This is a genomic window from Devosia elaeis (assembly GCF_001650025.1).
GTDB classification, from domain to species: Bacteria; Pseudomonadota; Alphaproteobacteria; order Rhizobiales; family Devosiaceae; genus Devosia; species Devosia elaeis.
The window spans coordinates 39,736-61,217 of sequence record NZ_LVVY01000071.1; the positions used below are offsets into that span (position 1 = coordinate 39,736).

Sequence of the window (21,482 nt, forward strand, 5' to 3'; positions counted from 1 at the left end):
GGTCGCGACGACGCAGAAAAGCAAAAAGGGTCCTTGCGGACCCTTTGCACCCAAGGCTTGCGACACCTTGGGAAATTGGAGCGGGCGATGGGATTCGAACCCACGACCCTAACCTTGGCAAGGTTATGCTCTACCCCTGAGCTACACCCGCGCTCCGTCTCGCTGCACTTGGCAGTGCCGCGATGCGCGCCTATATGCCCAATCGCCGGACCGATTGCAACCCAGTTTTTCGCGGGATCGTCATCTTCTCGATAGCCTGTGGGAAAGGGGGCTTGCCAGTGCCCCGCCGCTGGGCGCAAAAAGGCCGCGCACAGCGAGTTTGAACACGATCGAGAGCCGTTGCCGATGAACGTTTCCCTCAATGGCGCCCCGGCGCCCGCGCCCAATGCCGCCGATCTGATCCGCGATGGCAGCGATGCCGGCTTCATGGCCGATGTCATCGAAGTCTCCCGCGACGTGCCGGTCCTGGTGGATTTCTGGGCGCCCTGGTGCGGCCCCTGCCGCCAGCTCGGCCCGGCCATCGAAAAGGTGGTGACCGAAAAGGCCGGGCAGATTCGGCTGGTCAAGATCAATATCGACGAGCATCCCCAGATCGCCGGGCAATTGGGCGTGAAATCCATCCCGGCCGTCTTCGCCTTTGCCGGCGGCCGCCCGGTCGACGGCTTCATGGGCGCCATGCCGGAAGGCGAGGTGCGCCGCTTCGCCGAAAAGGTGATCGCCGCCGCCGGCGCTCCGGAGCCGCAGACCGATTCGCTCGAGGGCCAGATCGCCGAGGCCCTCAAGATGGCCGAAGCGGCCCGCGACGCGGGCGAACTGGGCCAGGCCGCGCAGATCTACGGCATGGTGCTGCAACGGGTGCCCGACCACGCCGACGCCCTTATCGGGCTGGCCGGCATCTATATGAGCGCCGACGAGGTCGACCAGGCCAAGGTGACGCTCGACATGCTGCCCGAGGACAAGCGCAGCGGGGATGCCTATGCGGCGCTGACCAACGCCATCCGGCTGCGCGAAGAGGCCGCGGGCCTCTCGGAAGCCTCGGCGCTGGAAGCGGCCATCGCCGCCGATCCGGACAATCACCAGGCCCGCTTCGATCTGGCCATCGTGCGCAATGCCGAGGGCAGGCGGCTGGAAGCCGCCGAAGCGCTGGTGGCCATCATCAAGCGCGACCGCGCCTGGGAAGAGGATGGCGCCCGCAAGAAGCTGCTCGAATTGTTCGAAGCCTGGGGCCCCAAGGACCCGGCGACGCTCAAGGGCCGGCGCCTGCTCTCCACGGCTCTGTTTTCCTGAACGGGGAGTCCATGCGCAAGCGTCCCGCCCAGCCCGCCGACCTGCCGCGCCAGGTGCCGCTCTTTCCCCTGAGCGGCGCCCTGCTGCTGCCCTTCACGCATCGGCCGCTCAATATCTTCGAGCCGCGCTATCTCGACATGGTCGATGCCGCCCTGGCGGCGGAAAGGCTGATCGGGCTGATCCAGCCGCAGGATGCCAGCGAGGAAAGTCCCCAGGGCGCCGCGCCGCTGCAGGAGATAGGGTGCCTGGGGCGGCTGACCCATTTCGAGGAAAGCGGCGACGGGCGCTATTTCATCATCCTCGAAGGGGTGACGCGCTTCCGCCTGGTTCGCGAACTGGAGGTCGAGACGCCCTATCGGCAGGCCGAAATCGAGGCGGGGGATTTCGCCTCCGATTTCACCCGCGATTTCGGCGAGGCCGCGGTGGACCGCACCCGCTTCGTCCGGATGATGCGCGACTATGCCGAATTCGCCAATATCGAGCTCAATTGGGAAGAGATCGAAAGCACCGGCACGGCCGACCTGGTCAATTTCTGCTGCATGGTCTCGCCCTATGGCGCCGCCGAAAAGCAGGTCCTGCTCGAGGCGCCCTCGCTGGAGGCCCGCGCCGAAACGCTGATCGCCATGACCGAATATGAAATGGCGCGCACCAATGCGGCTCCGCTCAACTGATGAACGAGCCGGAGCAAAATCCCCGCCACAAGCTCAACCCGCTTATGCTGGAAATGCTGGTCTGCCCGCTGACCAAGACCCGGCTCATGCTGGCGCGGGACAGCGACGAATTGATTTCCATCGCCGCCCGACTGGCCTTCCCCATCACCCGGGACGTGCCGCTGCTCAGCCTCGATGAGGCGCGCACCATCGAGGGCGACGAGCTGGAAAGATTGTCCAGACATTTGCGCTGAAGCCGGCCGCGCCGGTTCGATGTCAAAGAGCCTTCCGCAGCGCTCGCGCGCGCCGAAGTGCCGGCCGGTTTAAAAACTTCCGGGTTTGGAACGTCGATGGAAGCCCCGAGGCGGATTCCGCCTCAGAATTTAAAAACGAGACGCAAACCGCCCCGGGGCGTCTGCCATTCGCGCATAGCGCTCATGGCCTTCTCCCCTCAAATCTCTCCACTGGAGAGATTTGCCCTTCGGGACGGCTCGAAGTCCGGCAGGGGGTTTCCTAGGGCCGGCTCTCACCGGAATTTCCCATCCCCGGACCCAGCCCCCGTTAACGATGCAGGGGCCTCCCGACTGTCGCCGGGCGGTTGATCGTTGCAACCCCATCTCCACCCGGCTGATGGGGGGAGAGTAATGTGGGGTGATGGGGTGGGGATAAGTTTTGGTTTTTTGCATACGCCGGCTGTCATCCCGGCGGAGGCCGGGATCCATCTCGAGATGCTTCGGCTGCGGGAGATGGACCCCGGGTCAAGCCCGGGGTGACAGAGGGTGGGTGGGGAGGCTGGCAAGGAAGAACCCTCGGGTCGGGCCCGAGGGTGACGAACTGTGTGTGGGGTGGGTCGTGCGGCAAACGCGATGCGGCACCCTCCCCCTTGCGGGGAGGGCTGGGGTGGGGGACGGGTGGCAGGGTGCCGAAATCAGGCGCCGGTGCGCAGGAGCACCCCCTCCCAGCTTCGCCAGGCCTATCGGCCAAGCTGCGCTACCTCCCCCGTCAAGGAGGAGGTGGGGGTGCGGTGTTTGGGGCGGCTCCCCGCCATTCGCGCGTAGCGCTCATGGCCTTCTCGCCTCAAATCTCTCCACCGGAGAGATTTGCCCTTCGGGACGGCTCGAAGCCCGTCAAGGGGGCGGTGGGGGTTCGGTGTTTGCCGCATGATCCCGCTACCCACTGCTCGTCACCCTCGGGCTTGACCCGAGGGCATTCAGGGGGCGTGTGGTGGCTGACCTCGGGTCCACCCGACGGTGCGGCGTGGGCCTCACCCAAGAGGGGGGCCTAGATCGGCAATCCGTTCAGCAGCCGGGGGCCGGATGTGCCGGCGGCGGCGCGGATGAAGGCGGATTTGATCGGGACGGCGCGGTCGACCAGGCCCAGGCCGAAATCGCGCAGGGCGCGGAGCGGGGCGGCGTCGTTGGAGAAGAGCCGGTTCATGCCATCGGTGAAGGCGGCCATGGTCGTGGTGTCGAAGCGCCGCCAGGCCTGGTAGCGCTCCAGCACATCGGCATTGCCATGGTCGAGCCCCAGCCGCATGGCCTCCACCACCACTTCGGCCAGGGCCGCCACGTCCTTGAGGCCGAGATTGAGGCCCTGGCCGGCAATGGGATGAATGACATGGGCGGCGTCGCCGACCAAAGCCAGGCGCGGCCCGGCAAAGCTTTTGGCCAATTGCAGGCGCAGCGGAAAGCCCATCAGCCGGTCTTCGAGCGTGACCGCGCCCAGGCTCGAGCCCATCACCGCCTCGATCTCGCCCGCCAGGTTTTCGGCATCCATGGCGAGAAAACGCGGCGCATCTTCCGCCGCCTCGGTCCAGACCAGGGAGGAGCGATTGCCGGGCAGGGGAAGGCTGGCAAAGGGGCCGGCGGGGCGGAAATGCTCATAGGCTATGCCGTCATGCGGCAGGGCATGGGCAATGGTGGCGACCAGGCCCGTCTGGCGGTAATCATGCCCGAACGTGCCGATGCCGGCACGCTGGCGCAGGCCCGATTGGGCGCCGTCCGCCGCCACGATCAGCGGCGCTTCCAGCACGCGGCCATCGGCAAGGACCAGCCGGGCCAGCGCGCCCTCGCCGGACCAATCGGCGATTTCGGCCGGGGCCACCATGTCGAAGAGACCATCGGCCCCCGCCATCAGGGCGGCGGTGCTGGCGGTATTGGGCACCATATGCGCAAAGGCCTCGCCCGGCGCCACCTCGCCCTCGAATTGCAGGAACAGCGGCCGCGCCAGATCGCCATGGCCTGAATCGGTGATGCGCATGGCCGAGATGGGCTGCGCCTGCGCCGCCATGTCGTCCCAGACGCCCAGGGCCTCGAAAATATGCCGCACGCCCGCCGCAATGGCCGAAGCGCGATTGTCGCGCGGCACGCTGAGCGGCCGCCGGTCGACCAGGGCCAGCCTCATGCCCGGGGCCGAACGTTCCAGGGCCAGGGCCAGCGTCAGCCCCACGGGCCCGCCGCCCACGATGATGACGTCATATCGGCTTGTTTCAGAACGGCTCATGAGCGCGGGCTCCTTTTGCTCGTTTCTTTTCCGACCCGAAGGCGGCGAAAGCAAGTGCCCGCTTGCCGCAGCGAATTGGACAAAATTCAGGCAAAATCGAAAAATTGCATATGAGATGGGCATTCGCATGCTTTGACACAGTCTCGACACAATGTGTTCCGCAGGCGTGCTCCTGCTTCAAGCCCTTCATTTCCGGCGATTTTTCTGGCGCCAGGCCGGTTTGGCACGGCTTTTGAGTCCATGTCCCTGTCGAAAACGATCGCAAGGCAGAAAGGGGCATCCATGAAACTGGTGGTTGCAATCATCAAGCCGTCGCGCCTGGAGGAGGTGCGCCAGGCGCTGAACTCCCTGGACGTGCATGGCATGACCGTCACCGAGGTCAAGGGCTATGGCCGCCAGAAGGGCCATTCCGAGATTTATCGCGGCACCGAATATGCGGTGCATTTCCTGCCCAAGCTCAAGGTCGAGATCGCCGTCGACGATGCGCTGGCCGATTCTGTCGGCGCCGCCATCCGCGACGCCGCCCAGACCGGCCGCATCGGCGATGGCAAGATCTTCATCCTCGATCTCTTGGCCGTCACCCGTATCCGCACCGGCGAAACCGGCGCCTCGGCGCTCTGATGCTTCCCGACTTCAGGAGAACAAAGACAATGACAGGGTTCAAGACTCCCCTAAAGCTGGCGGGCGGCATCACGCTGGCTTCGCTGCTGCTGGCGCTGCCGGCTCTTGGTCAGGATGCGCCCGCCGAGGCGGTGGTGGAAGCCGCCGCCGGCGGTGAAGCCGCGATTCAGACCCAATATATCCTCAATTCCTTCCTGATGCTGTTCGGCGGCATCCTGGTGTTCTGGATGGCGGCGGGCTTTGCCATGCTCGAAGCCGGCTTCGTGCGCACCAAGAACGTTTCGATGCAGCTGCTGAAGAACGTCACCATGTATTCGCTGGCCTGCCTGGCCTATTACCTGATCGGCTACATGATCATGTATCCGGGCGATGCCTGGCTAGTGGACGGCCTTATCGGGGCCATAGGCATCGCCGTGCTGGAGCCGGTGGGCCTGGCCGCCGAAGCCGCCGACCTCACCTATGCCACGGTCAGCTCCGACTTCTTCTTCCAGGTGATGTTCTGCGCCACCGCCGCCTCGATCGTTTCGGGCACCGTGGCCGAGCGCATCAAGCTCCTGCCCTTCCTGATCTTCGTGGCGGCGCTGACCGCTTTGGTCTACCCGATCCAGGCCTCCTGGAAATGGGGCGGCGGCTTCCTCGACCAGATGGGTTTCCTCGACTTTGCCGGTTCCACCGTCGTGCATTCGGTCGGTGGCTGGGCGGCTTTGGCCGGCGCCATCATCCTGGGCGCGCGCAAGGGCAAGTACAATCCGGACGGCACCGTGCGCGCCATTCCCGGCTCCAACATGCCGCTGGCCGTGCTCGGCATGTTCATCCTCTGGATGGGCTGGTACGGCTTTAACGGCGCCTCCCAGCTCGCCATGGGCACGGTCGGCGATATCGCCGATGTCGGCCGCGTCATGGCCAATACCAATGCCGGCGCCATTGGCGGCGCATTGGCCGCCGCGGCGCTCTCGGCCCTGATCTACAAGAAGGTCGACCTGACCTTCGTGATCAACGGCGCGCTGGCCGGTCTCGTCTCGGTTACCGCCGAGCCGCTGACGCCGGGCCTGGGTACGGCCTCGCTGATCGGTGCCGTGGGTGGCGCCATCGTGGTCTTCTCGGTGCCGCTGCTCGATCGGCTCAAGATCGACGACGTGGTCGGCGCCATTCCGGTGCACCTCTTCGCCGGCATCTGGGGCACGATCGCGGTGGTCTTCACCAATCCCGATGCCAATATCGGCGTGCAGCTCATCGCCATCGTCACCGTGGGGCTCTTCGTCTTCCTGATCAGCCTCGTGGTCTGGTTCATCCTCAAGGCGATCATGGGCCTGCGGCCCAGCGCCGAGGACGAGGATCTGGGTCTCGACGTCGCCGAAGTGGGTGTCGAAGCCTATCCCGAGTTCAAGTAACGCCTCTGGATGGCCGGGCTTTCGTCCGGCCATCCCGCCGCTTGCCGGCGGCGTGCAGCCCGCGCCCCTCTTGGCCCGCCACAGAGGCTTCCCACTCGCAAATGCGCGGACTGCACACCCCTGGCAAGCGCTGCTCAAATATTCAGCAGCAGCGGATGCGGTTGCGTACGGAATAGGCAAGTCCCTGCCTAATTCCGAGTCGCCTTGCGACCCTTCTTTATAACGTATTGGAAATACACGCCAATTTCGTGCCGGCCTATTTGGCACGCCGCTTGAGTCATCTGTGATCGTTCCAGCATGCGCCGTATCGGCGCCAAGGGGGTCACATGAAATTGGTAATTGCCATCATCAAGCCGTCCCGGCTCGAAGAGGTCCGGCAGGCGCTCAATTCGCTCGACGTGCACGGCATGACCGTCACCGAAGTGAAGGGCTATGGCCGCCAGAAGGGCCATTCCGAGATTTATCGCGGCACCGAATATGCCGTGCATTTCCTGCCCAAGCTCAAGATCGAGATCGCCGTCGACGATGCCATCGCCGATGCCGTGGGCAGCGCCATCCGCGACGCCGCCCAGACCGGCCGCATCGGCGACGGCAAGATCTTCATCCTCGACCTGCTGGCGGTCACCCGTATCCGCACCGGCGAAACCGGCGCCTCGGCGCTCTAAAGCGCGTTCCCTTTCGGAGCTAACATCATGTCATTCAAGACGTCCAAAATCCTGGGGAGTGCCGCCCTGGCCTCCCTGCTTCTGGCGCTGCCGGCCCTGGGCCAGGAAGTCGCCGCCGAAGTGCCCGCCGCCATCGAGGAAGTGGCCACCATCGACACCGGCGATACCGCCTGGATGCTGGTCTCGACCCTCCTCGTCATCCTGATGACCATTCCGGGCCTGGCCCTGTTCTATGGCGGCCTGGTCCGGTCCAAGAACATCCTCTCGGTGCTGACCCAGGTTTTCGCCGGTTTCGCGCTGATCGCCCTGCTCTGGGTGACCTATGGCTATTCGCTGGCCTTTGCCGGCCCCAGCGAGGGCGGCCTTTCCGCCTTTATCGGCGATTTCTCCAATTTCCTGCTCGGCGCCACCGGCCCCGATTCGGTCTCGGGCACCATTCCCGAACTGGTCTTCGTGGTGTTCCAGCTCACCTTTGCCTGCATCACGGCGACCCTCATCGTCGGCGGCATTGCCGAGCGCATGAAGTTCGGCGCGGTGATGGCGTTCCTGGCCATCTGGTTCACCTTCTCCTACCTGCCCATCGCCCACATGGTGTGGTCGGGCGCCGGCCTCTTCTTCCAGATGGGCGCGCTCGATTTTGCCGGCGGCACCGTGGTGCATATCAATTCGGGTGTGGCCGCCCTGGTCGCCGCCATCGTGCTGGGACCGCGCCTGGGCTATATGAAGGAGCCGATCGCGCCGCATAACCTGGTCTTCGTCTTCATCGGCGCTTCTCTGCTCTGGGTCGGCTGGTTCGGCTTCAATGCCGGTTCCGCCCTTGCCGCCAACGGCACTGCCGCCCAGGCCTTCCTCAATACCGTCACCGCACCCGCCGCCGCCGCCCTGGCCTGGGCCCTGGGCGAAAAGCTCACCCGCGGCCACGCCTCGGCCCTGGGCGCTTTCTCGGGTGCCGTTGCCGGCCTCGTCGCCATCACCCCGGCTGCCGGTTTCTCGGGCACGTTCGGCGCCATCGTGCTGGGCGCCGTGGCCAGCCTCATCTGCCTGTGGGCCGTGGTCACGCTCAAGCCGATGCTGAAATATGACGACAGCCTCGATGTCTTCGGCATCCATGGCGTGGGCGGCATTGTCGGGGCCATCGGCACCGCCTTCGTGGCCGACCCGGCCCTGGGCGGCTTCGGTGCCGAAGGCTATGCGCTGGGCGGCCAATTGGTGACGCAGATCCTGGCCGTGCTCGTGGCCATCATCTGGTCGGCATTGGTCACCCTGGTGGCCCTGCTCATCGTCAAGGCGCTGTTCGGTGGGCTCCGCGTCTCCGATGCCAGCGAGAGCGACGGCCTCGATCTCTCCACCCATGGCGAACGCGCCTATAATTGATCCAAACCCATGGGCGGCCACCCGGCCGCCCATCTCCCCCGGCCAGGGGCGCGCAGCGATCGGCCGATGGTTAGCATGCGATTAACCACAGCGGGCTAGCATGGCCCCATTACGGCTCGCTGCTCTGGTGCGCGGGTCGGCAACCAGTAATGCGTGTCCATGCCCAGCCATCCCGTCCCCATGATCGACGATGTCCGCCCCGTGACCCAGCGTACGGGCGGCCGCAGCAATTCCAGCCGCAGCGCCAAGGCGCCGATGCCGCCCCCGGCCATCGCCATCCGCATTCCGCTGCGCCTGGCGGGCATGCTGCTGCTGGCGCTCTGTGCCATCGTGCTGGTCTCGCTGGCCTCCTGGTCGGTGGACGATCCCTCCCTGTCGCTGGCCACCGCCAAGACGCCCGCCAATTGGCTGGGCTTTCCCGGCGCGGTGATCGCCGACCTGGTCTTCCAGTTCCTGGGCCTGGCCGGCCTGGTCATGGTCGTGCCGCTGGCGCTGTGGGGCTGGGCCATGGTGCGGCGCTATGCGGTGACCCGGCTGGGCATGCGCGTGCTCGCCTGGATCGGCGCGACCGTGCTGTTCGCCGGCGTCTTCTCCTTCATCGCCATGCCCGAAACCTGGCCCCTGCCCACCGGGCTCGGCGGCCTGGCCGGCATGATGTTCACCAATCTGGCCGCCATGATCGCCGGCTCCGATCCGCAGCCGGTCACCTCGACGCTGTTCGCCATCATCCTGGCCGCGCCGGCCCTGGCGCTGCTCTGGATGGCCATGGGCCTGGGCGCCGCCGTGCCGGCCAAGCCGCAGAAGGCCGGCGCCGCCCGCCGGGCCGATGCCGAGGACGAGCGCGACCCCAATCCTTTGGTGGAAGTGGCCATGGGCGCCATCGTCCATATGGGCTATTCGCTGCGCACCGCCTTCCGCCGGGCCCGCGCCGCCCATGCCGAACGCCGCGCCGCCGAGCAGATGGACGATTTCGACCATGCCGCCGAACCCCGCATGGATGGCGGCGCGCCCGAAGTGGTGGTCGATCGCGAGCCCGTCATGGCGAGCCCGCAGCGCCATATCCACGCCCCGGCCCGCTATGCCGAGCCCAGTTTCGAGCCCAGCGCCCGCATCCTGGCGCAGCCGGCCTATGATGATACCGCCATCGATTATCCCGAAGAGGATGACGACATCCCCTTCGTGCCCGATGCGCCGCTGCCCAACCGGACGCAGCGCGGCGATTCGCGCTTCCATCCCGCCGATCCGGCGGCCCCGCGCGTGCCCGTGGCCGCCCCGGCGCCCCGCCCGGCCCAGGGCCAGCGGGTGTTCCGCGAGGCGCAGGGTTCCCTGCTGGACGAACCGGCCGGGTTCGAACTGCCCGAGCTGAGCCTGCTGGCCGAGCCCAAGCGCTCCGGTCCCTCGCCCGAGCATGCCCCGGCGCGGCTGGAGGAAATGGCGCGCCAGCTCGAAGCGGTGCTGCAGGATTTCGGCGTTAAGGGCGATATCATCAATGTCCGCCCCGGCCCGGTCGTTACCCTGTTCGAGCTGGAACCGGCTCCGGGCATCAAGTCGAGCCGCGTCATTTCGCTGGCCGACGACATCGCCCGCTCGATGAGCGCCATTTCGGCCCGCGTCGCCGTGGTGCCGGGGCGCAATGCCATCGGCATCGAATTGCCCAATCAGAGCCGGGAAACCGTCTATTTCCGCGAAATGCTGGCCTCGTCCGATTTCGAGAAGATGAAGGGCAAGCTGCCCATCTGCCTGGGCAAGACCATCGGTGGCGAGCCCGTCATCGCCGACCTGGCGCGCATGCCCCACCTGCTCATCGCCGGCACGACCGGCTCGGGCAAGTCGGTGGGCATCAATACCTTCATTCTCAGCCTGCTCTACCAGATGACGCCCGAGCAGTGCCGCATGATCATGATCGACCCCAAAATGCTGGAACTCTCGATCTATGACGGCATTCCGCACCTGCTGACGCCCGTGGTCACCGATCCGCAAAAGGCGGTGGTGGCGCTCAAATGGGCGGTGCGCGAGATGGAAGACCGCTATCGCAAGATGAGCAAGATCGGCGTGCGCAATATCGACGGCTTCAACCAGCGCGTCGCCGAAGCGGCCAAGGAAGGCCGCACCATCACCCGCACGGTGCAGACCGGCTTCGACCGCGAAACCGGGGAAGCGATCTTCGAGTCCGAGGAATTCGATCTCGAGCCCTTGCCCTATATCGTCATCATCGTCGACGAAATGGCCGACCTGATGATGGTGGCCGGCAAGGATATCGAAGGCGCCATCCAGCGCCTGGCCCAGATGGCCCGCGCCGCCGGCATCCACATGGTCACGGCGACCCAGCGCCCCTCGGTCGACGTCATCACCGGCACGATCAAGGCCAATTTCCCCACCCGCATCTCCTTCATGGTGACGTCCAAGATCGACTCCCGCACCATCCTGGGCGAGCAGGGGGCCGAACAGCTCCTGGGCAATGGCGACATGCTCTACATGGCCTCGGGCGGCCGCACCAAGCGCCTGCACGGCGCCTTCGTCTCCGATGCCGAAGTGGAATCGGTGGTCAATCATTTGAAGAGCCAGGGCACGCCCGACTACCTCGACAACATCACCGAGGAAGACGACGAGGGTGGCGATTTCGGCGCCGATGCCATGGGCGAGAGCGGCGGCGGCTCGGGCGACGAGCTCTACGACAAGGCCGTCCATGTGGTGCTGACCGACAAGAAGGCCTCGACCTCCTATGTGCAGCGGCGCCTGGGGGTAGGCTATAACAAGGCCGCCACCCTGATCGAGCGCATGGAACGCGAAGGCGTGATCAGCCCCGCCAATCATGCAGGCAAGCGCGAAATCCTCGTCGGCAACAACGCCGACGGCTATTGAGCCGCGCAACGGCAATCGGGATCGTTTCGGCCCGCTTGCCGTTGCTCCTCCCACAAGGGAGTGCGCCATGGATGCGAGCGACAATGTCATCTATTTCGGCTATACCGGCCCCATCGAGCCCGGCGGGGTCGGGCGGCTGGCCGGAGCGCTCAATTCAGCCGTCAACAACGGCGCCGATATCGTGCACCTGGCCTTCAGCTCCAATGGTGGGTATGTCGCCGACGGAGTCTATCTCTACAATCATATCCGCGCCCTGCCGCTGCATCTGGTGATCTACAATACCGGCTCGGTGGGCTCGATTGCCGTCTCGGTCTTCCTGGCCGCCGACGAGCGCTATTGTTCCAAGCACGCCATGTTCATGATTCATCCGACCACGATGGGCCATTCGGAGGGCATGAGCGCCCGCCGCCTGCAATCAACGCTGGATGCGGCACTGGCGGACGATGATCGCACGGACAATATCCTGCGTGAGCGGAGCCGGATTCCCGACGCGGTTCTGGCCTCGCGCCGCCACAGCGAGGTCCATATCGCGCCCGCTGAGGCCCGCGATTATGGCTTTGTCGATGCCGTGCGCGAGTTCGCGCTGCCAAAGGGGCATGAGATCGTTCAGATCTAGGCTGGATTCGGTCATTTCCTCCTCCCGAGGGCCCCGGGCGGCCTGCGCCGTCCGGAGAATGCTGGCCCGCTTCAGCGGTTCTGGTTCTTGTTGTTCTGGCCTTGCTGACCCTGCTGGCCCTGCTGGTTCTGGCCGGACTGCTGCCCGCCCTTATTGCCCTGCCGGTTGCGATCCATGTCCTGGTCGTTCCGGTTCTCCTGCCGGCCTTGCTGGCCCTGCTGGTTCTGGCCGGATTGCTGGCCACCCATGTCGCCCTGGCGATTGCGGTCGAATTGCTTGTCGCGATTGGTCATCTGGAGTCTCCTCCTCGGGCCGGACACCATTGTCCGGTGCAGCTAGAACGGCCTGACTTTTGCAGCGTTCCGGGACCAAACAAGAGTTGATCGCGCCCCATGGACTCTATTTCAGTTTTTGCTTATATAAGTATAGACTGAAATAGGGAGAGCGGGTATGAGCTTCGATCTTGCTGCCCATCTGGGCATGATGCGACGGGAGGTGCGCGACCTGGAGCGCGACGGCCAGAAAGCCAAGGCGGTGATCGCCGCCCGGCTCTACGACACCGACGCCGCCGATCTCTGGGACGCGCTGACCCGCCCCGAGCGCATCCGCCGCTGGTTCGCGCCGGTCAGCGGCGAGCTGGTCCTGGGCGGCCGCTACCAGGTGGAAAACAATGCCGGCGGCACCATCACCGAATGCGAGACCAACAGGAAGATCGCCCTGACCTGGGAATTCGGCGGCGCGGTGAGCTGGGTCAATGTCACGCTGACCCCGCAGGCGGGCGGCACGCTGCTCGAGCTCGAACATATCGCCCATGTCAGCCCCCATTGGGACCAGTTCGGGCCGGGCGCGGTCGGTGTCGGCTGGGACCTGGGCTTTATGGGATTGTCGCGCCACCTGGCCGAGCCGGAAGCCGACGTGCCGGCCGAGGCGGTGGAAGGCTGGACCGCGACCCAGGAATACAAGGACTTCGTGCGCAGCTCCAGCGACGATTGGGGCCGCGCCGACATTGCCGCCGGCGAGGATCGCGATGCCGCCCTGGCCGCGGCCGAGGCGACGCGCAGCTTTTATACCGGCGAGAGCATTCCGGCGGATCATTGATGCACGCCTTCGACGTCCTGGGCGACCCCGTCCGTCGCCGCATTCTCGAACTCCTGGCCGAGCGCGAACATGCCTCGGGCGAGGTGGTGGCGGTGATCGCCGCCGAATTCGGGATTTCCCAGGCCGGGGTCAGCCAGCATCTCAAGGTGCTGCGCGAGAACGGCTTCGCCCTGGTGCGCCCCGAGGGGACGCGGCGGGTCTATCGGCTCGATAGCGCGCCCCTGCGCGATATCGACGATTGGCTGGAGCGGTTCCGCGTCTTCTGGCCGGTGCGCATGGCGGCGCTCGACACCGAAATCGCGCGCGGCAAGAAGGAGAGGGGCGCGCTTTAAACCCTGTTCAGCATGGGCATGGAACTTTCCACCTCTTGCCGCAATTGCTGCCTAGGTTAGGGTCAACCAAAAGCCTGCAAGGACTGTCCGCCCATGATTCGACGCCACGCCCTGATGCTCGGTATCGCCGCTCTGCTGGCTCCCGCCATGCCCGCCCTGGCGCTGGACCGGGCCCTGACGCCCGAGGAACAGCAGCTGATCGCCGAGATCAACGCGCACAATTCGGCGATCCGGACCATGGTGGGCCGGTTCCTGCAGATCGATACCAATGGCGGGCGCACCGAAGGCACGTTCTTCCTCGAGCGGCCCGACAAGGTCACCTTCCGCTACGCCCCGCCCAGCCGCGAGGAAATCGTCTCGCAGGGCCGCGGCTTCTACGTGCTCGACCGGCGCGAGGAGACCTATTACGCCTATCCGCAGGACACGATCCCGCTGCGCCAGTTCCTGGGCAACGAGATCAACCTGCTCAATGCCAATGTCGTCGATGTCACCACCTCGGACGGCTATATGAGCATCACCGTCATCGACAATACGGTGGCCGGAACCGTGCAGGTCTCGCTGATCTTCGACGTCGAGACCAAGGACCTGGCGCAATGGACCCTGGTGGAGCCCTCGGGCGCCGAGCTCACCTTCTCGCTCTATGACGTGGAAAAGGACGTGCAGATCCCGCCGGCCTTCTTCTCCATCCCCGCCACCTATACCAGCCGCGAACCGGGGCGCTGAGCGGCGATAGGCCCTAGAGCCCGAAGGCCAGGATGGCGATGAGGCCCGCGCCGCCCACGGCGATGCGCCACCAGGCGAAGGGCGCGAAGCCGTGGCGGCTGACGAAATCGAGCAGATATTTGACCACCAGCGCGCCGACCACGAAGGAGGCGGCGAAGCCGATGGCGATATTGAGCCCCAGGCTCATGTCGATGAGCTCGCGGCTCTTGTAGAGATCGTAGCCGAAGGCGCCGGCCATGATCGGCAGGGCGATGAAGAAGGTGAATTCGGCGGCGGAGCGCTTGGACGCCCCGAACAGCATGGCCCCGACCACCGTGGAGCCCGAGCGCGAGACGCCGGGAATGAGGCTGAGCACCTGGAACAGCCCCACGACCAGCGCCAGATGCCAGGGGAAGGTGTAGATGTCGTCGTAGCGCACCGGCTTGGGCATCCGGTCGACGATCAGCAGCACGACGCCGCCGATCAGCAGCGAAATGCAGATCACCAGCGGGGATTCGTAGATCACCTGCTGGATATATTCGCGGAACAGCACCCCGATGATGACCGCAGGAAGGCAGGCGATCACCACGGCCAGCGCGAAGTGCCAGGCATAGGCCTTGCCGGTCAGGGCATCGCGGATCAGCACGCCCAGCTTGGCGAAATAGATGGTCAGCACCGCCAGGATGGCGCCGAGCTGGATGAGCACGATGAAGGTCGCCGGCTGGGTCAGGCCGAAGAAATGTCCCGCCAGCAGCAGGTGGCCGGTGGAGCTGACCGGAAGGAATTCGGTAAGCCCTTCGATGATTCCCAGCACCAGGGGCACAAAAAGACCTTGATCGGCGTTCATTTGATCCCCTAACTCGTTTCAAAGGGCCGGTTTTGCGTTCCTCATAACGGTGTTCGCCCACAGCGCCAACCCGGGGACAGCATGACAGGCCTGCGTTAACAGGGCCCGTTCATGCCAACTCTCGTGCATTATCCTCTCGACCCCGCTTCGCGCCTCATCCGGCTGATGTGCGCCGAATATGGCGTGCCGCTGGACCTCGAGGAGATCAAGCCCTGGCTGCGCGAGGAGGCCCTGCTCGAGCTCAATCCGGCCGCCACCCTGCCCATCCTCTTCACCGAGAGCGAGGACGCCGTGGTCGGCATCATGGCCAATATCCATGCGGTGGAGGATTTCTACACGCCCGACATCGTGGGGGGCCTGTTTCCCACCGATCCCCTGGCGCGCGCCGAGATGTGGCGACTGGTGGAATGGGTGCTGGTCAAGCTCAATGACGAGGTGACGCGCTACCTGGTCGAGGAAAAGATCGCCAAGCGCGATATTCGCGGCGCCACGCCCGAGCCTTCGGTGCTGCGGGCGGCCAAGGCCAATCTGGGCGAGCACGTGCTCTATTTCAACTGGCTGCTGGCCAGCCGCAACTGGCTGGCCGGGGACGATCTGAGCCTGGCCGACTTCGCCCTGGCCGCCCATGTCTCGACGCTCGATTATATGGGCGACGTCGATTGGTCCAAGATCCCGGCCGAGACGCGCGACTGGTATTCGCGCATCAAGTCCCGCCCGGCCTTCCGCACCCTGCTCAACGACCGCGTCGTGGCCATGCCGCCCTCGCGCGGCTATGCTGACCTGGATTTTTGAACTTTCCCATCTGAGCCGCTAATCTCGGAGACCTCATCCTGAGCTTGTCGAAGGACGAGGTCGGGGTCGCGATGCTGTCGTGCCACGCCCTCGTGGTTCGACAGGCTCACCATGAGGTCTACTTGGAAAACGCCGCACCGGACAGGACAGCACTTCTCGCCGAGCTGAAGGCCCGGGCCAGCGCCCTGGGCTTCGACGCTTTTGGCGTGGCGCGGGCCGATTCGCGGCCGGACCTGCCCGAAAAGCTGGCCCATGCTCTGGCGGCGGGCTGGCACGCCGATATGGACTGGATGGCCGAAACCGAGGAAAGGCGCGGCGATCCGCGCCGGCTCTGGGCCGAGGCCCGGTCGGTCATCCTGCTCGGGATCAATTACGGGCCGGAGACGGACCCCATGGCGCTGCTGGCGGAACGGGATGCCGGCATCATCTCCGCCTATGCCCGCAATCGCGATTATCACGACATCATCAAGGGGCGCCTCAAGGAATTGGCGGGGCTCCTGGCGCGGCGGGCCGGGGCGGAGGTGAAAGTCTTCGTCGATACCGCGCCGCTGATGGAAAAGCCGTTGGCCGAGGCGGCGGGCCTCGGCTGGCAGGGCAAGCACACCGTACTGGTCAGCCGCGATTTCGGCTCCTGGCTGTTCCTGGGCGCCATCTTGACATCGGCGGACCTGCCTCCGGACAGGCCCCATGCCGAGAGCTGCGGCACCTGCACGCGCTGCCTCGATATCTGTCCCACCAAGGCCTTTCCCGCGCCGTTCCAACTGGATGCGCGCAAGTGCCTGGCCTATTACTCGGTTGAACATAAAGGGCAAATTCCGCAGGAATTCCGCGTGCCCATGGGCAATCGCATCTATGGCTGCGACGATTGCCTGGCCGTCTGTCCCTGGAACAAGTTCGCCTCGGCCAGCCGCGAGGCGCGGCTGCGCAGCCGGCCGGAACTGGAGCGTCCGGCTCTGGCGGATTTGGTGCAATTGGACGATGCGGCATTTCGCAGCCTCTTTGCCGGCTCTCCGGTCAAGCGGATCGGCCATGCTCGCTTCATCCGTAACGTCTTGATCGGCATCGGCAATTCTGCCAATCCCGACTATATTCCCCTGGTGCGCCGGCGGCTGGGCGATCCCTCGCCCCTGGTGCGCGGCGCGGCCATCTGGGCGCTGCGGCGGCTCGACCCCGAGGGGGCCGATGCGCTAAGGCAGGAGAGCCTGGCGCGGGAAAACGAGGCCGCGGTGCGGGCAGAATGGGATGGTCGGGTTTGATGAACGCTTTCTTTTTCGGCTTGGGATTTTCGGCGCAGAGCGCGGTCCGCTTCATGCGCGAAAGCGGTGATTTCGGCGCCATTTCGGGTACCGTCAGGCATGCCGAAAAGGCCAATAGGTTAGCAGACTGTTATCATCTGGTGCCGCTTTTCGATGGCACCGCGCCGGGAGCGGCAGTGGGGCCGGCACTCCGTTCGGGCATCACCCATGTCGTGCTCTCGATTGCCCCGGATGCGGATGGCGATCCGGTGCTGCGCCATCATCGCGCCGATCTCGACGCGGCCGAGGACCTGCAATGGCTCTGCTATTATTCGACGGTCGGCGTCTATGGCGATTTCGGCGGCGCATGGATCGATGAAAGCGCGCCGCTGGTGCCGCGCAACATGCGCAGCGATTACCGGGTGCTGGCCGAGCAGCAATGGCGCGACTACGCCGCCGCGCGCGGCGTGCCGCTGGCCATCTTGCGCCTGGCCGGCATCTATGGTCCCGGCCGGTCCGGCTTCGACAAGCTGCGCGAGGGGACGGCGCGGCGGATCGTCAAGCCGGGCCAGGTCTTCAACCGCATCCATGTGGAAGACATTGCCCGCGTCACCGCCCTGGCTGCCCGCCAGCGCCTGGCCGGCACCTTCAACCTTGCCGATGACGAGCCGGCGCCGCCCCAGGACGTCATCGCCCATGCCGCGGGGCTGATCGGCATGGACGCGCCCCCCGACCTGCCCTTCGAGACCGCCGAGATGACGCCGATGCAGAAGAGCTTTTATCGCGACAACAAGCGGGTTTCCAACAAGGCCATCAAGGCGGCGCTGGGGATCGAGCTGCTCTATCCGACCTATCGCCAAGGCCTGGCCCAGGTGCTGGAGAGCGAGCAATGAGCGTGCAACCCGCAAGATCGGCGCCCGAACACGCCGTGCTCGAGGGGCGCTATGTGCGCCTGGAGCCGGTGGCGCCGGGCCATGCGGCCGACCTCTTCGCCATTTCCGCCGGCGAGGAGGCGGAAGCCCGCTATCGCTTCCTGCCCAACGACCCGCCGATGAGCCTCGGCGAGGTGAATAATTGGATCGCCACGGTGCAGAACGGGCCCGATCTTTACGTGGCGGTCATCGACAAGGCATCCGGCCGCGCCGTCGGCCGCCAGGCCTGGCTGCGCATCCGGCCCGAACATGGCTCGGTCGAAATCGGCGCCATCTATTGGGGCCTGCCCATGGCGCGCTCGCGCCTGGCGACCGAAGCGCTCTATCTCTTCGCCCGCCACGCCTTCGACGACCTGGGCTATCGGCGCTTCGAATGGAAATGCAACGACCGCAACGCCCCCTCCAAGGCCGCCGCGACCCGGTTCGGTTTCATCTATGAGGGCCTGTTCCGGCAGGACATGATCGTCAAGGGCGAAAACCGCGACACCGCCTGGTTCTCGATCCTGGACAGCGAATGGCCCGCCCTGCGGGAAGAATATGAGCGCTGGCTGAACCCGGAGAATTTCGATGCTGCGGGACAGCAGAGGACGAAGCTCGCCTTGCGAGGCCTTGATTCTCAAGAAGGCTGATTTTGAGAGCCAACTGGATTTGGCTGTCGGATTTGTCAGGCTAAGATGCTTGTCTATCAAGAATAAAGAATCTGATAGACAAATGTCGTTGACAGTCGTAAGGCTCAGGCAAACGCGTTTGAATCTCGAATTTTCCTGATTCTGATAGTCAAGGTGGGCCATGGCAGAGTTCGACCTGAGCGGCGCAGTCCAGTACCACTACGATCAATTTCCGCCGCAGAGCATCGATACGATGCGCCTCATCAGGCCCCTGGCTTCTGCCTCCGCGGCGCTGGCCCGCTATGACCAGATGCTCAAGGGGATGCATAACAGCGAAATCCTGCTGGCGCCCCTGCGCAACCAGGAAGCCGTGGTGTCCTCCCGTATGGAGGGCACGATCAGCACGCTCGATGAGGTCCTGCGCTACGAGGCCGACCAGGAGGAAGACGAGGCCACCGATCCCAACAAATATCGCAGCGAGGCCGTGGAGGTCTTTCTCTATGGCCGTGCGCTGACCCAGGCGCAGCATTCCATTGAACAGGGAGCACCCATCTCTCCCTGGTTGATCCGGTCGGCGCATCGGGTACTGCTCGGGTTCGGGCGTGGCGCAAGCCTCAACCCGGGGGAGTTCAAGACCGAGCAGAACTATCTGGCGGATCGTTCCCGCCGGAAAATCCAGTTTATCCCCATCAGCCCGCAGGCGCTGGGTTTGGGCATGGACAAGCTGACCGATTTCATCAATTCCGATGAATGGGAGCTGCTGATCCGCACGGCGCTTGCACATCTGGAATTTGAAGCCCTGCATCCGTTCAAGGACGGCAATGGGCGCATCGGGCGCATGCTGATTACGCTTATGCTCTGGCATTACGGCGCGATCGCCGCGCCGCACTTTTACATCAGCGGCTATTTCGAGGAGCGACGAGACGAATATATCGAACGGATGCGCGCGGTCTCTCAAGACGGCGCGTGGACGGACTGGATCTTGTTCTTCCTCGCCGCGATTGAGGACCAGGCCAACCGCAACCTGGCCAAAGCAGAAGAAATCCGCTCGCTTTACGAAGCCATGAAGGAAGAATTCCGGCGCATTCTCAGGAACCAATGGAGCACGACGGCGCTGGATTTTCTGTTCGCGCGCCCGGTGTTCCGCAACAATATCTTCACCGCGCGCTCGGGAATTCCCGCTGCCACCGCCCATCGTTTCGCGCGCACCCTGAGCGAAAATGGTTTGCTGGAAACGCTCGAAGCGGCAGCAGGGCGCCGGCCGGCCCTCTATCGGTTCGAGCCGCTTTTGCGCCTGGTCCGCGACTAGCTGTTCACCATTCCCAGCACCGTCCTGCGCAGCAGGTCCAAGTCCTGTTCGCGGCTCAGGCGGTGGTCGCCGTCGGGGATGAGGGTGAAGGTGACGGGGTCGTGCAGGATATGGGTGAGGAGGCGGCGCGCATGGGTGGCGGGGACGTCGGGATCCTGGGCACCCTGCAGGATATGGACCGGGCAGCCGGTTTCGATGACCGCGCCGAACAGGCTATGATGGGCGCCGTCCTCGATGAAGCGGCGCGTATAGAGATAGGGCCCGTCGCCATAGCGGCTGTCGCGCTCGAACCAGCCCTGGCGGTCGAGATCGCGCTGCTGCGCCGGCGTCATGCGCTCGGGCAGCAGGGTGGTGGTGGCGTCGACGGCCGGGGCGATGAGCACTAGGCCCTTGAGCGGCTGGCCCAGGGCGGCCCGGCGGCGGGCCAGGAGCAGCGCGATCCAGCCGCCCATGGATGAGCCGCAGACGATCTGCGGGCCGCTTGTCAATGCCAGCACCGCCTCGGCCTCTTCGAGCCAGCGGCTGATCGTGCCGTCTTCGAAGCGGCCGCCCGACTGGCCATCGCCGGAATAGTCGAAGCGGGTGACGGCGAGGCCCTTTTCGGCGCCCAGCGCATCGAGGGCGCTGGCCTTGGCGCCGTTCATCACCGAGCGGAAGCCATTGAGCCAGAACAGGCCCGGCGCGCCCCCGTCGCGCTGCGCGACGGCGATCTCGCGGGCGCTGGCGCCGGCGCCGATTGTGAGGCGGAACAGATTGAGGGAACCCATGGGCGGACCGGAACTTTTCCTTGCGACGGAATCGGCGTCTCCATGGCGCAACAGCGAAGAAATCGCTTGGCGTGCCAGTTGACTTTACGCCCCGCTACCACGATTTTAGGGCCGATTTCAGCCCCTCCTACCAATAGAATAAGGAAAGCTTGCCATTCGCCGTCCCATGAGACCCGTTGCGCCCCAGAAAGATGGGCCGCTTGCCAACGAGGATATCACCAGCCCCGACGTTCAGCTCATCGATGCGAGCGGTGAAAACCGCGGCATTGTCCGCACGCGTGAAGCCCTGGCCGAAGCGCAGGAAGCCGGGCTCGACCTGGTTCTGATCGCCGCCAATTCGCAACCGCCCGTGGCCAAGATGCTCGATCTCGGGCGCTACAAATATGCCGCGCAGAAGAAGGCGGCAGAGGCGCGCAAGAAGCAGAAGGTGATCGAGGTCAAGGAAGTTCAGATGCGTCCGAACATCGACGACCACGATTACGAGACCAAGATGAAGGCTGTGCACCGGTTCCTGGGCGATGGCGACCGGGTCAAGGTGACGATGCGGTTCCGTGGCCGCGAAATGGCGCACCAGGACCTGGGCATGCAATTGCTGCTCAAGGTCAAGCAGCAGACCGAGGAAGTGGCCAAGGTGGAAAGCCAGCCGCGCTCGGAAGGCCGCCAGATGGTCATGGTGCTGGCGCCCAAATAAGGGCCTGTCAGCCAGGTTAGGAAGAAGCGGGTCGAAAGGCCCGCTTTTTTGTTGGCCGGGATGGAGGCGCGTTGCCCGCATTGACCAATCCCGACCGGCGGCCTAGAAGCGGTCATCGGCAGAAGGAGATTTATGCGCAGAGGCTCGTGATCCTGAACCGCGTTCGGCGGTATCGCCCGGCACCATGGATGGTCGCCGGAC

22 protein-coding genes and 1 tRNA gene are annotated in these 21,482 nt (G+C 65.1%); 18 read left to right on the top strand and 5 right to left on the bottom strand.

Annotated features, from left to right (window positions below):
• Window positions 1–76 precede the first annotated feature (76 nt).
• Window positions 77–151 (bottom strand) — tRNA-Gly (locus A3840_RS06450).
• Between the two features lie 194 nt (window positions 152–345).
• Between A3840_RS06450 and A3840_RS06455 the strand changes: the two genes are divergently transcribed.
• From A3840_RS06455 to A3840_RS06465, 3 genes are read left to right on the top strand one after another with little or no spacing between them, the layout of a single operon-like run.
• Window positions 346–1,287: a thioredoxin family protein gene (locus A3840_RS06455; RefSeq protein WP_067453659.1), complete on the top strand. Its 942-nt coding sequence runs from the start codon at window positions 346–348 to the stop codon at window positions 1,285–1,287.
• An 11-nt stretch (window positions 1,288–1,298) separates the two neighbouring features.
• Complete coding sequence (locus A3840_RS06460; RefSeq protein ID WP_067453662.1) at window positions 1,299–1,958, top strand: LON peptidase substrate-binding domain-containing protein; 660 nt, start codon at window positions 1,299–1,301, stop codon at window positions 1,956–1,958.
• Entirely contained in the window at window positions 1,958–2,191 is a 234-nt protein-coding gene (locus A3840_RS06465; RefSeq protein WP_067453665.1) for a Trm112 family protein, read from the top strand. The genes A3840_RS06460 and A3840_RS06465 overlap by 1 nt, the downstream gene beginning before the upstream one ends.
• A 1,027-nt stretch (window positions 2,192–3,218) precedes the next feature.
• Here A3840_RS06465 and A3840_RS06470 read toward each other — a convergent pair.
• Window positions 3,219–4,439 carry an FAD-dependent monooxygenase gene (locus tag A3840_RS06470; RefSeq protein WP_067453669.1) on the bottom strand — a complete coding sequence of 407 codons (1,221 nt, stop codon included), beginning with the start codon at window positions 4,437–4,439 and terminating at the stop codon, window positions 3,219–3,221.
• A gap of 282 nt (window positions 4,440–4,721) precedes the next feature.
• On the opposite strand from A3840_RS06470, the gene A3840_RS06475 reads away from it, so the two are divergent.
• From A3840_RS06475 to A3840_RS06500, 6 genes are all read left to right on the top strand, one after another.
• Complete coding sequence (locus tag A3840_RS06475; protein ID WP_067453672.1) at window positions 4,722–5,060, top strand: P-II family nitrogen regulator; 339 nt, start codon at window positions 4,722–4,724, stop codon at window positions 5,058–5,060.
• 29 nt (window positions 5,061–5,089) lie between these two features.
• A complete protein-coding gene (locus A3840_RS06480) occupies window positions 5,090–6,451 on the top strand; it encodes an ammonium transporter family protein (RefSeq protein ID WP_067453675.1) in 1,362 nt (453 codons plus the stop codon).
• A 326-nt stretch (window positions 6,452–6,777) separates the two neighbouring features.
• Window positions 6,778–7,116, top strand: coding sequence for a P-II family nitrogen regulator (locus tag A3840_RS06485; RefSeq protein ID WP_067453678.1), 339 nt, complete (start codon window positions 6,778–6,780; stop codon window positions 7,114–7,116).
• Between the two features lie 27 nt (window positions 7,117–7,143).
• The gene (locus tag A3840_RS06490; protein ID WP_067453681.1) at window positions 7,144–8,490 is read left to right on the top strand and encodes an ammonium transporter; all 1,347 of its coding nucleotides are present in this window, start codon (window positions 7,144–7,146) and stop codon (window positions 8,488–8,490) included.
• A gap of 255 nt (window positions 8,491–8,745) precedes the next feature.
• Window positions 8,746–11,352 carry a DNA translocase FtsK gene (locus A3840_RS06495; RefSeq protein WP_067453796.1) on the top strand — a complete coding sequence of 869 codons (2,607 nt, stop codon included), beginning with the start codon at window positions 8,746–8,748 and terminating at the stop codon, window positions 11,350–11,352.
• Between the two features lie 67 nt (window positions 11,353–11,419).
• Window positions 11,420–11,968 (top strand): ATP-dependent Clp protease proteolytic subunit, encoded by a 549-nt coding sequence (locus tag A3840_RS06500; RefSeq protein ID WP_067453684.1) that lies wholly within the window; start codon window positions 11,420–11,422, stop codon window positions 11,966–11,968.
• A gap of 71 nt (window positions 11,969–12,039) precedes the next feature.
• On the opposite strand, the gene A3840_RS06505 is transcribed toward A3840_RS06500, so the two are convergent.
• Window positions 12,040–12,261 (bottom strand): hypothetical protein, encoded by a 222-nt coding sequence (locus tag A3840_RS06505; RefSeq protein ID WP_067453687.1) that lies wholly within the window; start codon window positions 12,259–12,261, stop codon window positions 12,040–12,042.
• Between the two features lie 157 nt (window positions 12,262–12,418).
• Here A3840_RS06505 and A3840_RS06510 point away from each other — a divergent pair, with 157 nt between their 5' ends.
• From A3840_RS06510 to A3840_RS06520, 3 genes are all read left to right on the top strand, one after another.
• Window positions 12,419–13,066: an SRPBCC family protein gene (locus tag A3840_RS06510; protein ID WP_067453690.1), complete on the top strand. Its 648-nt coding sequence runs from the start codon at window positions 12,419–12,421 to the stop codon at window positions 13,064–13,066.
• On the top strand, window positions 13,066–13,398 hold the full coding sequence (locus tag A3840_RS06515; protein WP_067453693.1) for an ArsR/SmtB family transcription factor: 333 nt from the start codon (window positions 13,066–13,068) through the stop codon (window positions 13,396–13,398). Before A3840_RS06510 ends, A3840_RS06515 begins: the two co-directional genes overlap by 1 nt.
• 93 nt (window positions 13,399–13,491) lie before the next feature.
• Window positions 13,492–14,121 (top strand): LolA family protein, encoded by a 630-nt coding sequence (locus A3840_RS06520; protein WP_082903700.1) that lies wholly within the window; start codon window positions 13,492–13,494, stop codon window positions 14,119–14,121.
• A gap of 13 nt (window positions 14,122–14,134) precedes the next feature.
• On the opposite strand, the gene A3840_RS06525 is transcribed toward A3840_RS06520, so the two are convergent.
• On the bottom strand, window positions 14,135–14,947 hold the full coding sequence (locus A3840_RS06525; protein ID WP_067453699.1) for an undecaprenyl-diphosphate phosphatase: 813 nt from the start codon (window positions 14,945–14,947) through the stop codon (window positions 14,135–14,137).
• Window positions 14,948–15,058: 111 nt separating this feature from the next.
• Here A3840_RS06525 and A3840_RS06530 point away from each other — a divergent pair, with 111 nt between their 5' ends.
• The 5 genes from A3840_RS06530 (at window position 15,059) to A3840_RS06550 (ending at window position 19,823) form a co-directional block, all read left to right on the top strand.
• Window positions 15,059–15,739 (top strand): glutathione S-transferase family protein, encoded by a 681-nt coding sequence (locus A3840_RS06530; protein WP_067453703.1) that lies wholly within the window; start codon window positions 15,059–15,061, stop codon window positions 15,737–15,739.
• A 122-nt stretch (window positions 15,740–15,861) separates the two neighbouring features.
• Window positions 15,862–16,995, top strand: coding sequence for a tRNA epoxyqueuosine(34) reductase QueG (gene queG / locus A3840_RS06535; protein WP_067453706.1), 1,134 nt, complete (start codon window positions 15,862–15,864; stop codon window positions 16,993–16,995).
• Window positions 16,995–17,867: an NAD-dependent epimerase/dehydratase family protein gene (locus A3840_RS06540; RefSeq protein ID WP_067453709.1), complete on the top strand. Its 873-nt coding sequence runs from the start codon at window positions 16,995–16,997 to the stop codon at window positions 17,865–17,867. The genes queG and A3840_RS06540 overlap by 1 nt, the downstream gene beginning before the upstream one ends.
• Complete coding sequence (locus A3840_RS06545; RefSeq protein WP_067453711.1) at window positions 17,864–18,535, top strand: GNAT family N-acetyltransferase; 672 nt, start codon at window positions 17,864–17,866, stop codon at window positions 18,533–18,535. The genes A3840_RS06540 and A3840_RS06545 overlap by 4 nt, the downstream gene beginning before the upstream one ends.
• A 160-nt stretch (window positions 18,536–18,695) precedes the next feature.
• Entirely contained in the window at window positions 18,696–19,823 is a 1,128-nt protein-coding gene (locus A3840_RS06550; protein WP_067453713.1) for a Fic family protein, read from the top strand.
• Here the strand turns inward: A3840_RS06550 and A3840_RS06555 are convergent.
• Window positions 19,820–20,590, bottom strand: a complete 771-nt coding sequence (locus tag A3840_RS06555; RefSeq protein WP_067453715.1) for an alpha/beta hydrolase — start codon at window positions 20,588–20,590, stop codon at window positions 19,820–19,822. The two genes, A3840_RS06550 and A3840_RS06555, sit on opposite strands and share 4 nt — an antisense overlap.
• Window positions 20,591–20,744: 154 nt before the next feature.
• On the opposite strand from A3840_RS06555, the gene infC reads away from it, so the two are divergent.
• Complete coding sequence (gene infC / locus A3840_RS06560; protein WP_205633344.1) at window positions 20,745–21,281, top strand: translation initiation factor IF-3; 537 nt, start codon at window positions 20,745–20,747, stop codon at window positions 21,279–21,281.
• The last annotated feature ends 201 nt before the right edge of the window (window positions 21,282–21,482 follow it).

Excerpts from the sequence above, each read along its gene's own strand:
- A3840_RS06500 (WP_067453684.1), top strand. The coding sequence starts at position 11,420 with ATGGATGCGAGCGACAATGTCATCTATTTCGGCTATACCGGCCCCATC.
- A3840_RS06480 (WP_067453675.1), top strand. The coding sequence starts at position 5,090 with ATGACAGGGTTCAAGACTCCCCTAAAGCTGGCGGGCGGCATCACGCTG.
- A3840_RS06520 (WP_082903700.1), top strand. The coding sequence starts at position 13,492 with ATGATTCGACGCCACGCCCTGATGCTCGGTATCGCCGCTCTGCTGGCT.
- A3840_RS06550 (WP_067453713.1), top strand. The coding sequence starts at position 18,696 with ATGGCAGAGTTCGACCTGAGCGGCGCAGTCCAGTACCACTACGATCAA.
- A3840_RS06485 (WP_067453678.1), top strand. The coding sequence starts at position 6,778 with ATGAAATTGGTAATTGCCATCATCAAGCCGTCCCGGCTCGAAGAGGTC.
- A3840_RS06455 (WP_067453659.1), top strand. The coding sequence starts at position 346 with ATGAACGTTTCCCTCAATGGCGCCCCGGCGCCCGCGCCCAATGCCGCC.
- A3840_RS06465 (WP_067453665.1), top strand. The coding sequence starts at position 1,958 with ATGAACGAGCCGGAGCAAAATCCCCGCCACAAGCTCAACCCGCTTATG.
- A3840_RS06530 (WP_067453703.1), top strand. The coding sequence starts at position 15,059 with ATGCCAACTCTCGTGCATTATCCTCTCGACCCCGCTTCGCGCCTCATC.
- A3840_RS06540 (WP_067453709.1), top strand. The coding sequence starts at position 16,995 with ATGAACGCTTTCTTTTTCGGCTTGGGATTTTCGGCGCAGAGCGCGGTC.
- A3840_RS06470 (WP_067453669.1), bottom strand. The coding sequence starts at position 4,439 with ATGAGCCGTTCTGAAACAAGCCGATATGACGTCATCATCGTGGGCGGC.
- A3840_RS06490 (WP_067453681.1), top strand. The coding sequence starts at position 7,144 with ATGTCATTCAAGACGTCCAAAATCCTGGGGAGTGCCGCCCTGGCCTCC.
- A3840_RS06495 (WP_067453796.1), top strand. The coding sequence starts at position 8,746 with ATGCCGCCCCCGGCCATCGCCATCCGCATTCCGCTGCGCCTGGCGGGC.
- A3840_RS06505 (WP_067453687.1), bottom strand. The coding sequence starts at position 12,261 with ATGACCAATCGCGACAAGCAATTCGACCGCAATCGCCAGGGCGACATG.
- A3840_RS06510 (WP_067453690.1), top strand. The coding sequence starts at position 12,419 with ATGAGCTTCGATCTTGCTGCCCATCTGGGCATGATGCGACGGGAGGTG.
- A3840_RS06545 (WP_067453711.1), top strand. The coding sequence starts at position 17,864 with ATGAGCGTGCAACCCGCAAGATCGGCGCCCGAACACGCCGTGCTCGAG.
- A3840_RS06515 (WP_067453693.1), top strand. The coding sequence starts at position 13,066 with ATGCACGCCTTCGACGTCCTGGGCGACCCCGTCCGTCGCCGCATTCTC.
- A3840_RS06475 (WP_067453672.1), top strand. The coding sequence starts at position 4,722 with ATGAAACTGGTGGTTGCAATCATCAAGCCGTCGCGCCTGGAGGAGGTG.
- A3840_RS06555 (WP_067453715.1), bottom strand. The coding sequence starts at position 20,590 with ATGGGTTCCCTCAATCTGTTCCGCCTCACAATCGGCGCCGGCGCCAGC.
- A3840_RS06460 (WP_067453662.1), top strand. The coding sequence starts at position 1,299 with ATGCGCAAGCGTCCCGCCCAGCCCGCCGACCTGCCGCGCCAGGTGCCG.
- A3840_RS06525 (WP_067453699.1), bottom strand. The coding sequence starts at position 14,947 with ATGAACGCCGATCAAGGTCTTTTTGTGCCCCTGGTGCTGGGAATCATC.